The organism is Fimbriimonadia bacterium, from assembly GCA_039961735.1.
In the GTDB taxonomy this organism is placed as follows: Bacteria; Armatimonadota; Fimbriimonadia; order Fimbriimonadales; family JABRVX01; genus JABRVX01.
This window is the reverse complement of record JABRVX010000020.1, coordinates 1-12,772: the sequence shown is the minus strand read 5'-3', so window position 1 is coordinate 12,772 and position 12,772 is coordinate 1. Positions and strand designations below refer to the sequence as shown.

7 protein-coding genes and 1 tRNA gene are annotated in these 12,772 nt (G+C 62.2%); 3 read left to right on the top strand and 5 right to left on the bottom strand.

Annotated features, from left to right (window positions below):
* Positions 1-17 precede the first annotated feature (17 nt).
* Entirely contained in the window at positions 18-953 is a 936-nt protein-coding gene (locus tag HRF45_06660) for a hypothetical protein (GenBank protein ID MEP0766207.1), read from the top strand.
* 9 nt (positions 954-962) lie between these two features.
* Here the strand turns inward: HRF45_06660 and HRF45_06655 are convergent.
* Positions 963-1,040: transfer RNA gene (locus tag HRF45_06655), tRNA-Pro, on the bottom strand.
* Positions 1,041-1,173: 133 nt separating this feature from the next.
* Between HRF45_06655 and HRF45_06650 the strand changes: the two genes are divergently transcribed.
* The gene (locus HRF45_06650; GenBank protein ID MEP0766206.1) at positions 1,174-2,889 is read left to right on the top strand and encodes a PD40 domain-containing protein; all 1,716 of its coding nucleotides are present in this window, start codon (positions 1,174-1,176) and stop codon (positions 2,887-2,889) included.
* A 295-nt stretch (positions 2,890-3,184) separates the two neighbouring features.
* Positions 3,185-4,132, top strand: coding sequence for a type I restriction enzyme HsdR N-terminal domain-containing protein (locus tag HRF45_06645; protein MEP0766205.1), 948 nt, complete (start codon positions 3,185-3,187; stop codon positions 4,130-4,132).
* Here the strand turns inward: HRF45_06645 and HRF45_06640 are convergent.
* The 4 genes from HRF45_06640 to HRF45_06625 form a co-directional block, all read right to left on the bottom strand.
* The gene (locus tag HRF45_06640) at positions 4,129-5,511 is read right to left on the bottom strand and encodes an RtcB family protein (GenBank protein MEP0766204.1); all 1,383 of its coding nucleotides are present in this window, start codon (positions 5,509-5,511) and stop codon (positions 4,129-4,131) included. The genes HRF45_06645 and HRF45_06640 overlap by 4 nt on opposite strands.
* A 173-nt stretch (positions 5,512-5,684) precedes the next feature.
* Entirely contained in the window at positions 5,685-8,399 is a 2,715-nt protein-coding gene (locus HRF45_06635; protein ID MEP0766203.1) for a 2-oxoacid:acceptor oxidoreductase family protein, read from the bottom strand.
* A gap of 13 nt (positions 8,400-8,412) precedes the next feature.
* A complete protein-coding gene (locus HRF45_06630) occupies positions 8,413-10,791 on the bottom strand; it encodes an acetate--CoA ligase family protein (GenBank protein ID MEP0766202.1) in 2,379 nt (792 codons plus the stop codon).
* A gap of 82 nt (positions 10,792-10,873) precedes the next feature.
* A complete protein-coding gene (locus HRF45_06625) occupies positions 10,874-12,364 on the bottom strand; it encodes a DUF2961 domain-containing protein (protein ID MEP0766201.1) in 1,491 nt (496 codons plus the stop codon).
* Positions 12,365-12,772 lie beyond the last annotated feature (408 nt).

Sequence of the window (12,772 nt, the reverse complement as noted above, 5' to 3'; positions counted from 1 at the left end):
GTGGCGGGAGGTTCGCTATGCGTGTAGCCGTGGTCATCGCTGCAGTGGCGCTGCTGCTCGGCGCCTGGGCGCAGGGACAGGACAAGGCGTCGCCCGGGCCCAAGATACGCGTCGCCGTCATAGACATCGAGTTTCGGCCCAACACCTACAATTTCGGCTCCTATCAGATGCCCGCCGAGTTCCGTGCCGGACTCATCGAGAAGATCAGCGACGAGCTGAATAAGACGGGGCGCTTCATCGTGTTGGAGCGGCAGATTCTGGACGAGATCCGCCAGGAGCGCGGCATCGCTGCGGAAGCCGGCAAGGAGCGCGACCGGCTCCCAATCCAGCCTGCTCAGCTCTTGATCAAGGCCGTGATCACCGAGTTCACGTTCAGCGAGCGGGGCGCCGGGGTCGGGTTCGATGTGAGCGGCGTCGGGAAGGTCCGCGGGCGCGTGACCGAAGGCTTCTGCCGCGTAAACCTTCGGGCCATTGACCCATTCACGAGCGAAGTCGTCGCTTCGAAGGATGGGGATGGCCGGGCCACCGCCGGCTCGGTCGGCTTCGACGCGAGCGTGAGCGCGATCCTGTCGAATGTCGAGGTGTTCAACGCGAGCCCACTGGGCCGGGCCACCACCAAGGCCATCGAAGGCGCCGTCAAGAACCTGACGGGCGAGATCGCGGACCTGCCGTGGTCTGCACGAGTGATTGACGTGGACGAGGGGCAGGTTTTCGTGAACGCGGGCGAGTCCGACGGGCTTGCCGTGGGCGACACGCTGGCGGTGGTGCGGACGACGAAGGTGGTGCGCGATCCGGAAACCGGCGAAGTGCTGGGCATGGAGAGAGCCGAGGCCGGCACGCTGCGGGTGAAAGAGCTTCGACCACGCTACTCGATCTGCATCGTGTCTTCTGGAGATGCTCCCAAGGTGGGGGACGCCGTTACTCTGCAGAAGGCCTGGAAAAGCGGGAAGTAACCTGAAGACTGGTCGGGGCGGTGAGACTCGAACTCACGACCTTCGGCTCCCAAAGCCGACGCGCTAACCAAACTGCGCTACGCCCCGTCACAGGGACTGATCTTACCCCTGATGCGACTTCGTGAACCTGTGGCGTGTTCCCCTCTGGCCTGAACCAGAGCCGTGATAGAATGGGAGCCATCATGTCGGCATACAGTTCCGTGAAAAGGAACAAGCGACGGTGAAGCGCGCGTTTCTTCTCGTCGCACTGGCCGCCTCTGCGGCTCAATCACAGGCGTGGGTAACCGAGCGGGTGTCCATCTCCTATGCAGGCACGGAGGGCAACGGAGCCAGTACGTACGCATCGGTGAGCGGTGACGGGCGATTCGTCGCCTTCCACAGCAGTGCATGGAATCTCGTGCCGGACGACACCAACGGCACTACCGACGTCTTCGTGCGGAACACGGTAGCAGGAACTACGGAACGGATTAGCGTTTCGTCCACGGGCACCCAGGCGAACGGCCTCTGCAACTACCCGGCGATCAGTGCCGATGGGCGCTACGTAGCCTTCCGCAGCTCTGCCTCCAATCTCGTCTCGGGCGATACCAACGGCATCCGCGACATCTTCGTACGGGACCGGTTGCTGGGGACGACCGAGCGTGTCAGCCTCTCGAGCGCCGGGGCACAGGCCAACGGGGACAGCGACTTCCCTGCTATCAGCTCGGATGGGCGGTATGTGGCGTTCGAAAGCGCTGCAACCAACCTCGTCACCAACGACACGAATGACAGACTGGACGTGTTCGTTCACGACCGCCTTACCGGAGCCACCGAGAGGGTCAGCCTGACGTCCGCCGGCTCACAGGGCAATCGAGGCAGTATGCGCGCTTCGATCAGCGCGGACGGGCGTTTCGTCGCGTTCCACAGCTACGCCACCAACCTGGTGCCCGATGACACCAACGGCGCGATAGACGTGTTCGTGCGGGACAGGTTGAACGGTACCACGGAGCGAGTGAGTGTCTCATCCGGCGGGGTGCAAGGTAATGGTGATAGCATGAACGCTGCGATCAGCGCGGACGGCAGCACAGTAGCATTCCAGAGCGATGCATGGACGCTGACGAACGGTGATACTAACGCTGTGCAGGACGTGTTCGTTAGGGATCGGCTATCTGGAACGACCCACCTGGTATCCGTGTCGTCACTCGGCGCACAAGGGAACGGCGGCAGCCTGGGCGCATCGGTGAGTGGTGACGGGCGCTTTGTGGCATTCCACAGTGCCGCATCCAACCTGGTACCCGGGGACGACAACGCGCATCAGGATGTGTTCCTATACGATCGCTCGAACGGCACCACTCAGATGTTGACGACGTCGCCAGATGGATTGCCTGGTAACCATGACAGCAAAGCACCTGCTTTGAGTGGTGACGGAAGGTCCGTGGTCTTCGAGAGCCTCGCTTCCAACCTGGTGGAGGACGATACGAACGGACAATGGGACGTCTTTATCACGCGCGCCGATGGTGCGCCGGAGATCACGATCTCGGGCACCGTGCGCTTCATGCACCTGTCCGGTCAGGCACCGATTCCACCCTCAGTGGAGATACGAGTTGCGCTGGACGGTGGAAGCCCTTACTACCAACTGATAAGTCTGGGACCTACGGGAACTTTCGCGCTCACCGTGCCGGCAGGGACGCAAACCTGCACCTTATCTGTAAAGCACACCCACTGGCTTCGCAGAACAGTGCCGGTCGACACCTCGATCGGTAACGTGCAAAACGTGGAAATGGTCCTGCCGAATGGTGACGCAAACCCTGACAACGGCGTGGATCTGCTGGATCTCAACCGCATCCTCAATCTCTTCGGACGGCAGGATGCGCTGGCCGATCTGGACGAGGATGGCGTGGTAGGTATCAGCGACCTAAACATCGTCCTCGTCGGCTTCGGCACGCACGGGGATCCGTGACAGGACCGGCCTCCTTTCGTCATACTCAGCCCGTCGCGGATAGCTGTTGTCTGCCACGTCGTCGCTGTCCGTCATTGACCTATTGCGGACATCCTACCATACACTACCGTCATGCTGAGCTCGTCGAAGCATGCAGCCGGATGCCGCGACCGTGGTGGGTGATCGCAAGAGGACACGGCGTGCGAGAGGGCAAGGCTCGCGCAGGCCCAAATCGGGGGCCCGCCGTCCGGCGGCAGGAAACCTGAGAGAGGCGGAGAACCGCTTCAATCAACATCTTGAATACGAAGGGCTTGCGATGGGTTATCTGTCCGAGTTCATCTGCCTCATCGAGCGCTTGCGCGAGCGTGCAGAGAAGCACAGGGACTATCTGGCCAACAACGAGGCTGCGACGCGAGCCTGCCTGGTGGACCCCGTACTGCGCCTCCTCGGTTGGGACGTGTCCGACCCGGAGCAGGTGTGCGTGGAGTACAAGGTGGAGGGCAAGTCTGCGGACTACGCCCTGATGCGAGATGGTAAGCCCCTGATCTTGATCGAGGCAAAGAGTCTAGGTGCCAAGCTCAAGGACGACTTTTGGCAGCTCGCCGTCTATGCCGCTAAGACGGGAGCAGTGCTCGGCGTCATGACCAACGGTGACGAGTGGGTATTCCTGGACCCCAACAACGTCTCGCAGCCACAGAAGGCGAGACTTCACCTGTCTCGACGCGAGGACCATCGAACCTGTGCGCTGCTCTTCCTAGAGCAGTTGGACACCCAAGCCTCCAGCAAGCTCCCTCCGCCGCCGCAGGGGCATCGCACCCCGCCGGACTCCTTGACTTCCAGCAAGCCCCCCGAGCAGCTGCAGGCTATTGGGCTAACGCAGTTGGAGCGGCAACTGAGCGAGCTGGCCCCTGATCTGCACGCTCCCAAGGTGCGGGCAGTCGCGGTGCCGTCACGCGCAGACCCTCTTGCTGTCACGTCCTATGCGGGCTTGCTGTGCGCCGTGGCAGAGACCTATTTTCAGCAAATCACTGAGCGATTGCCCATAACTCAGACCAATGCCTCACGCCAGTACATTGCTGCCCGGTCGCCACTGCACGGGACCGGAGTGCGGTTCCGGGCGAGCAGGGAACTCACAGGCACCGGCGGTCAAGAATCGTTCTACGTCAACGTCCACGCCAAGGCGCTGAGACTTGTTCGCTGGACGATCCGGCTGCTCACAGTCATAGGAGTTAGCCCAGACGAGGTGACGGTCGAGCTCGCTTAGCCCTTCACCACTCCAATCGGGCGGAGGCGGGCGACGCGGCGGGAGATACCGACGGCCTCGCAAACCTCGACCACGTCCGCCACGTCCTTGTACGCGTAGCTGGCCTCCTCGGCAATCAGACCCTTGTCCTTCGCTCGCATGTAGATACCTTGCTCTTGCATCCACTTGCTCACGTCCGACGAGGCCATCGTCTGCTTCGCCTTGTTGCGACTCATCAGCCGCCCCGCCCCGTGGCACGTAGAGCCGAAGGTCTCGCGCATCGCCTGCTCCGTGCCCACTAACAGGTAGGAGTAGCGACCCATGTCACCCGGGATCAACACCGGCTGGCCGACGTGCCGATACCTCGCTGCGACGGCGGGGTTGCCGGGCCCGAAGGCGCGCGTCGCGCCCTTCCGATGCACCCACACACGTCGCTCCTTACCATCCACCACGTGCGTCTCGTACTTGGCGATGTTATGTGCAACGTCGTACACTTGCCGGATGCCGAGCTTCTTGGCCTGGCTCTTGAACACCTTCTTGAACGCTTCGCGCACCCAGTGGGCAATGGCCTGACGGTTCGCGAGGGCGAAGTTGGCCGCGCACGCCATCGCTGTCAGGTATCGCTGCCCCTCCGGCGACTTGACCGGCGCACACGCGAGCTGCCTATCGGGAAGCTCGATGTCATATCGCTTGATGGCGCTCTGCATCTCGTCCAGGTTGTCCTGACACGTCTGGTGACCGAAGCCCCGGGACCCGGTGTGGATCATCACGCAGATCTGACCGACGCGGTCGATCTCGAAGGCGTGTGCGGCGACCTCGTCGTATATGTGATCCACTACCTGAATCTCCAAAAAGTGGTTGCCGCTGCCAAGCGATCCGATCTGTGGCTTTCCGCGCTCCATCGCCCGCTTGGTCACTGCGTCCGGGTCGGCGCCTTCCACGTGACCCTGCTGCTCGCTGCGGTCGAGGTCCTCTTCCCAACCGTATTCGTTCTCGATCATCCAGCGGGCACCCTCGGTGAGCACCTTCTTCAGGTCCGATGCGTCGAGGGTGATCTGCCCGTGGCCGCCGAAGCCCGTCGGCACATCGCGGAAGATTTGGTCCACCAGCTCCTTGATCTTCGGCTTCACCTCGGTCTCGCTCAGGTCAGTGCGTAGCAACCGCACTCCGCAGTTGATGTCGAAGCCCACACCGCCGGGTGAGATAACTCCCGTCTCTGCATCGGTTGCAGCCACTCCACCGATCGCGAAGCCGTAGCCCCAGTGGATGTCCGGCATGGCCATCGAGCGGCCCACGATGCCCGGCAACGCGGCAACGTTCGCCACCTGCTCGGGCGCCTTGTCCGCCAGGATGTGTTGCAGCAGCGTCTCGCTGGCGTAGATGATGCCGTCCGTGCGCATCCAGGGCCGTGCGCTCTTGGGGATCAGCCAGCGGTGATCATCCAGCTTATGAAGCAGCTTGTGCGTATCGGTTTCTACCACGGTTACCCCTCTCGGAGTCGGAATCAAGGGTACCAGACTCGGGATGCAGATAGGCTGTTCCGATCGGTCCTAGCCGGGCAAAGTCGAGAGGCCTATCCCCTGACCGTGGCAGGCTCCGGGCCGAAGGGCTCGAACTCGGGCGGCAACTGAACGGCGTTGCGTCCCATATCGAAGGCCGTGAGGTTCGTGTCGGCGCCCTTTCGCAGGCGTTCGGCAATCACGTGACGCCAGATGTCGGGCGCTAGCGGCAGGAACTGGGAAAGCGCCCCCAGCATGTAGGAGTTGACGACCCGGGGATCGCCTAGCGTTAGGCTCACGGCCCAGGCATCTAGGGCAATTACGCTGATGCCCATCTCGACGAGGCGATCCAACACATCGTCGGGATAGGGAGCCTTGCCGCGGGCCATCACCGCAGAGGGCACCTTGTGTGTACAAGCGAGCACCACTCCATCCGGCCGCAACATGTGCGCGTAGCGAGCGGCCTCCATCGGCTCCAGTCCCAGGATGATATCAACTTCGCCCGCGGGGATCACCGGCGAAAGGATGGGTGTGCGACCGATACGAACATGGCTGTTCACCTCGCCACCGAGCTGAGACATGCCGTGTACGTCTGCCTTTGCTGCGTACCCCAGGTGATTGAGCCCGAGTTCAGCGATGATGGCACTCGCGGTAAGCACTCCCTGCCCACCAACACCTGCGACAAGGATATTCGTAACAGCTCGGCGTTCATGGGTAAGCGGTGCGACCAACTTCGTCATCGGTGCCAGACTGTCCGACACGTGCGACGTGTAGTCCTTGCCATGATGGATAGCGCTGAACTTCTCCGGACACACTTGCGCACACACCGAGCACCCCGTGCAGAGGTCGGGGCGGATCGCGGGCTTCCCGTCCGCCATAGCTATTGCTGGACAGTTCAGATCCAAACAGATACCACACGCCATGCAGCGTTCGCGATCGATGGTATATGCCTCGCCGGGGCGGAATAGGTCTCTTTCTCGATTGCACACGCGGTTGGTGATCAGCACAGACAGCTCGGGCTTCGCCATCTCCTTCTTGAATGTCTCGAGCGTGCCTTTCAGGTCGAAGGGGTCCACCACCTTTACGTTGGCCTTCTTTACCCCCAATCCGACCACGTAATTAGCAATGTTCAGGGCAGACACGTTCTCTCCGCGCATCGTCTTCGCGGTGCCTGGGTGATCCTGGCCGCCGGTCATGGCGGTGTAGCTGTTGTTGAAAACTAGGATGTTGCCGCGGCCGCCGTTGTGTGTGATGTTCAGAATGCCAGGCGAGCCGGAGTGAAACAGCGTGGAGTCACCGATGAGCGCCCAGTTGGCGCCAATCTCGTCGTTGGCTTTCTCGTAGAGCTCGCGCGCAAGCTTCTTAACCTCGGGTGGAAACGACTTGAGCAACTCGCGCCAGGCAGTGCGGTACTTCGGTCTGGTCACCACGCCCTTCAAACGCAGTTCGCCGTCCTCCCAGCGAACGAGGTCCTGCTCGGCGAGGGGGCCCGTGATGTGAGAGCTAACATCCGCCGTCGAAGCCGAATACCACTTCTGCTCCAAGCCACACACCATGCCGTGCATATGGGTGATGCTGGCGCCCATGCATGTCAGAGTTCCCATCTCACCGAGCGAGTAACATCCTATATCGCCCGCCCGGTTCACCTTCGGTAGACGCTTGCGTTTGCGCTCCTTGTCCAGCAGCGCAAGTACCTCGTAAGTAGCGTTGTGTGGGCAGCCGGGGCACATCACGGGCGGACGTCGCGGGATGCTCAGGGGCTCTCGCGGATGTAAGTCCAGGCCCGTAAAGTAGCGCCGCACCGCGGCGGGCTCCAGCTCCTCGCCGCACCATGGGTCCTGCTTGCCACGGCATTTCACGCCGAGCAATCGAACCTCCCTTTCGAGAAACCTCGCACCTTCTTCCAGGACGATGACCTCCTCGACCTGGCTCGCGAAGCGAAGGATCGTCTCTTTCGGCACCGGGTACAGAAAGCCGATTTGCAGATGGGAGGCTTCGGGGAACATCTCCTGTGCGTAGCGAGTCGCGACGCCCGTCGAGACGACTCCCAGCCGACGGCTGCGCATGCTCTGCCTATTTAGCGGCGATGCGTCGGACATCGCTGCCAGACGCGGTAGGAACTCGGTAACCACGCGTCGGTTGGATGGCATGGCGTTGGCCGGGACCGACTTGTGGTGAGGCTCTGGCACGAACTGCATAACGGGGTGCTGCTCGCGAACTGCCTCGTCTTCAGAAACCTCCACGAGAGTAGTCGAGTGTGCGATGCGCGTAGTGATCCATAGCGCGAAGGGGTAACAGAGCTCGCGGCTCATCGCTAGGGCGGCGCGAGTCATCTCCCAGCAGTCCTGACTATCGGCAGGTGATAGGATGGGCATGTCGGCCATATATGCGAACAAGAAGCGAGTGTCTTGAGCGTTCTGCGAGCTGTGCATCCCTGGGTCGTCCGCCACCACTACCACTAGCGCTCCGCCTTCTAGCAGACGTGTTCTGGCGAAGTTATTGATGTAGTCTGCGGCTACGTTCGCACCCACGTGCTTGAAAGCGATCATCGAGGCACCGCCGACATAAGCCGCCCCCTGCGCAACCCCTGCCGACACGGCCTCGTTGGTGCTCCACTCGCCATACAGGTCTGGTAGCGTGCCGATAGTCTCCCCGATCTCCGTGCTAGGGGTGCCTGCGTAGGCGGCGAAGACGTTCAGACCCCGCGTCCATGCGGCCTTCGCGATGGCTTCGTCACCCAGCATGAGATGCCTGCCAGGAACGATCGGTTGTCGTGCGGAGTGCGTCATTACTACCCCCTTATCACTTTCTGAAAGCCAGCCGCTGCTTCACCCATTCTGCTAGCGCATACACGGCCCTTTCTGCACCACGAAACACGGGTATGCCGTGTTCTCCCAGGTACCTATCCAGTCCATCGTACAGCGACCCTCCGTTGATGGACACGACGATCGGCTTGGTCGTTCGCTGCCAAAGGCCCACCAGCAGAGGACCGATCTTCCCTTCTCCCTCGTAGGGTGGCAGCGTCCCGATCATCGCATTTCCGTGAGGTGTGATCGCCACGAGTGCCATATCGTAGAGCGGATCGGCGAGCGCTGCCTCGACTGCCTCGACGTACCCCTTATCCGGTGTCATCGGCCCAACATCCGCCGGGTTGTTGTGCGGGTCTATCGTTCCCTTCAGGTACACGGACAGCTTCTCGACTATCGTCTCCGGATGCGCCATTCTGGTAGGCGATGGCAACTCGAGCCCACACTCTGCAGCAGCATCGGCCACCAGCACCCCTTCGTATCCTGCGCTGTTCACGACGAACAGCTTGTTACCCATCGGTGTTCGATCGGCCAACAGCGAGGCCATCTCGGACAAGTCTATGAAGCGATCGTCGCTGTCAGCCACGATCGCACCTACCTGCTGCATGGCAGAGCGAAAGACGGTGTAGGAACCACCCATGGAGGCCGTGTGAGAGCGCGCCGCCTCAGCACCCTTCTCCGTCTTGCCCACCTTCTGTACGATCACGGTCTTGCCACGGTGTACGCAACGCTCTACTGCCGTGAAGAATCTGCGCCCGGCACCGGGGCCGAAGCCCTCCACATAGGCGCTGACAACCTTCACGTGCGGGTCGGCCGCTGCCAACTCGAGGCCGTCTGCGGCATCCACCTGATACGAGTTCCCCAGCAGTAGCGCCCAGCGAAAACCGAGATGGGGTGTCTTGTCTAAGAACGAAACGAATCTAGCACCGCTTTGCGCTACCAGTGCTAGGTTATTTTTCGACGGGTCTGCAAAGGAGGGAATGGTCATCCGATCGGGTGGTAGGAAGTCCACCTTCACGTCGCCGTCCGAGCCCGTGTTGGAGTAGAGTGCCATGGTATTCGGGCCGATGACGGGAATGCTGCCGTAGCGCGCGATTACCCTGCGAAGCTCTGCGCCCCCCTCCGCGCCGGCTTCCGTCTCATCGAAGCCGCCCGTGACGATGAGCGCGCAGCCGATATCCTGCCCGTATGCCTCGTAGGCCTCCTCCAAAGAAGCGCTGGTGAAGCGCGCCGGCACCGCGAACACCGCGAGGTCCGCCGGGCCAGTCTTCTCGTGGGCTTCGGCGAACGTTTTGTACACGGGCCTGCCCGCAACCTCGCCGCCTTTCGGGTTCACTGCCACCGCTTCGCCCTTGAACTCGCGCGTCAACCGCTCGAACAGCGTCCGCCCGAGGTTGGAGGTGTCGGAGGTCGAGACCCCTGCCACCACGATGCGCTTGGAACCGTGCATGGTTCGGCTAAGGCGAAGAAGGTCGGGACGTTGCTTGGCCGGTTCTTGGTACTCTCCGACGTTGAGTAGCAAGTCCAGCGCGTAGGGACCGGTAGGCGATGGCACCAGCGGATTGATCTCCAGGTCGCGGATCACCCGGCCCTTACCGCTCATATTGAAAAGCCACACCATGATCCCGAAGTTGAACATTCGCGTGCTGGCCGGACCAGGCGACACCAGGGGTGGGTTCCCACGGAAGCCGCGGAACCAGTGAGTGGCTAGCGGCAGACTGAGCAGGAGTCTCTCGATGTCTCGCGCTTTGAAGTCCTGCGAGGGAATCCACGATACCGTAGTTCGACGAAGCTCCGTCAGCGTGCCACCTTCACCGAAAGTGACGACCGTGCCGAACTCGTCGTCCCACGTTGCCGCCAGCAACCCCTCGCCCGCATAGGGCACCTTGACACGCTCGCTCACCTCTACCGCTTCGACTGGAGTGCCGAGTTTCTTAGACACCTCGTCTACGAAAACCAGTAGTGAGATGCGGTCTGGCGCATCCAGGAAACGAACGCCGCCGAAGTCGGACTTATGAGGAACCCTTGGCAGCGCAAGCTTGACCACCACCGGCCCTGGGGGCATGGCGGCCTGCGCCTGCTGGAACGCGGCCTCGGTCTCCAACTCCTGCACCGACACAACCAGCGAGCGAGGGAACTGGATGCCGATCTCCCTCAGTGCGAGCTGGGCGTGGAATTCGTCTGGACAGGCATCGAGAATGGCCGCAGCGCGCGAAGCCCTAAAGAAAGGTTCCGCGGAGTCCTGATCCGACACGTCCTCGGACGTGAGAACGCTGGGGGTGTCCGGAGGGGCACCGTGCTCCTCCCGATAGGAGATCACGGCCTCGTGCATCTCCATCAGCGCTGAGGGGTTCAGTTCGTCAGGGCAACTCATCAGGAAGCCTCGCCGTTGAGACTTATGTAACCCACAAGATCATTATATCCCATTCAACCTCGGCGCCCGACGCGGTCCCGACCTACTTCGGCGGATAAACGGGTAGATCCGGGGTACGGGAGAGCACGATCGCGTCCAGGCCTAGAAAGTAGCCCGAGGACCGGTCGTTCTTGCCGGCGGCCGTGAAAGTGAGCCAGTGCGCCCCTTTGCGAAGCTGTACTCTGGGTAAGCGGTGTTCTTTGCCCGTGACCGTGTCGGCGGAGTAAAGCGGCAGGCCCGAGCCCTCCTTCTCGTCGTCCAGCGTCACGCGATAGTCCCCGTAGTCGTACGAGTGCACCATGGAGAGGGTGATCTCGTAGGTGCCGTCCTCAGCCACCTCGAACGGAACGATCACCTTCGCTCCCACCTCTCTGCCGCGGAAGAACAGGATCTTGCGCGTCCAGCCGAGGGTCTGCACCACTGCCTCGCCGCCGCTCAGCTCCACGTTGCCGGCGTCCAGCGCGACCTCGGGCTGAATGATCGTCGCGTTGCCGAACGGAAGCCGGGCGGCCCCGACCGGAATGTCACCCGCGGGCACGGGCGGTAGCTGGTACCAGAAGGCGACCAGAGCGAAGTAGTCGTCACGCTCCTCGAAGCTGCCCACCACCGACCAGTCGTCACGGTGCACCCACCCTCGGTGCTCCAGCTCGAAACGAAGCGATTTCTGGAACGGCACCGGGTCGGCGATGTGCCAGCGGTACGCCGTGATGCGCGAGCCCATACCGTGCCCTTCGTAGATGGGCACTCCGGCATACAGCGCGTTGTCCTCGCGGAAGCCCCATGCGTCCGAGAAGTAGTCCTCGGTGCCGGTGCCTTCCAGACTGGGCTTCTCCTCGCCGTCTACGTACCAGTAGTCGTCGCCTTCGCCGAACCATCCCAAGTGATTGGTGACGACCGACATGACCGTGCCGACGTAATGACCGTGTCCGGTGGTCTCCAAGACGGTTAGGTTCTTCCCTTTCGGCCCGGGCTGGTACTGGGTGTAGCGGGCGTGGAAGTAGCCGACGTCATCTGGCAGGTTACTCAGGCTCCGCCAGTCCACCTGGAAGTAGAACAGCCCAATTCGCTCTGCACCTTCGTTCGTAACGGTCACCTTGGCGTGCTGCTTGAACGGCATCGGCCAATAGCAGTTCTTCGCGCGACCCTCCGACACGTTCGTGACCATGGCCGACTTCACGTTACGCTCGAATCCGTGTCCCACCGCGAAGAAGTCTCCCAACGGCACGTCCACGGATGGCTGCTCGGCGCCGTCCCAATAGATGCGCAGTCGGAGCAATCGTGGCCAGGCGTACTCGCTGCCGTCCAGCGTCATCCAGACGTGGGTGATGGCGCCGGGGCCGTCCACGTCCAAGAGCACGCGCGTCTCGCCCGGCTGCAACGGGCGGTTGTCGTAGTTGCTGGCGAAGTCGGGGTCGTTGGACGATGACCGCTGGGCCTTGTAGTCCTTCAACCTGGCCAGATCGAGGTCGGCGGTGCCAGCGGTCTGTAGAGGCTGGGCGCTCAGAGGTGCGATGAGAACGAGCAGTAGAAGCATCGAGCAGCACTTCACTTCGGGAGTTCCTCCAGTGCGTCGCGTGGGAGACTGAACGGCACTCCATTCGCCACGGGACACCGCTCCCCTTCGGAGGCCTCAGTGTGGCTCCGGCGTCCTCGCCGGAGGGCTCAGTGTGGCTCCGGCGTCCTCGCCGGAGGCCTCAGTGTGGCTCCGGCGTCCTCGCCGGAGGGCACATGGAGCATCGCCGGGACGGCGATGCCACGTGACCGAAACCACTTGCGCTCCCGCTGTCTTCCCGCGAGGCGAGGAAGACGGGATTGGCTCTTGTATTCACACATATACAGGATTGTCTTCCCCGCGAAGGCGGGGAACCAGCCCTCGGGACGCGGCGATCGTGCGCGTGAGACGGGGCACCACGAGACCACCCTTACAAGGCTTGACAAGGGC

Bases quoted from the DNA above. Each gene is read 5' to 3' on its own strand.
- HRF45_06660 (MEP0766207.1), top strand. From the start codon at position 18: ATGCGTGTAGCCGTGGTCATCGCTGCAGTGGCGCTGCTGCTCGGCGCC.
- HRF45_06645 (MEP0766205.1), top strand. From the start codon at position 3,185: ATGGGTTATCTGTCCGAGTTCATCTGCCTCATCGAGCGCTTGCGCGAG.
- HRF45_06640 (MEP0766204.1), bottom strand. From the start codon at position 5,511: ATGCGCACGGACGGCATCATCTACGCCAGCGAGACGCTGCTGCAACAC.
- HRF45_06635 (MEP0766203.1), bottom strand. From the start codon at position 8,399: ATGACGCACTCCGCACGACAACCGATCGTTCCTGGCAGGCATCTCATG.
- HRF45_06630 (MEP0766202.1), bottom strand. From the start codon at position 10,791: ATGAGTTGCCCTGACGAACTGAACCCCTCAGCGCTGATGGAGATGCAC.
- HRF45_06625 (MEP0766201.1), bottom strand. From the start codon at position 12,364: ATGCTTCTACTGCTCGTTCTCATCGCACCTCTGAGCGCCCAGCCTCTA.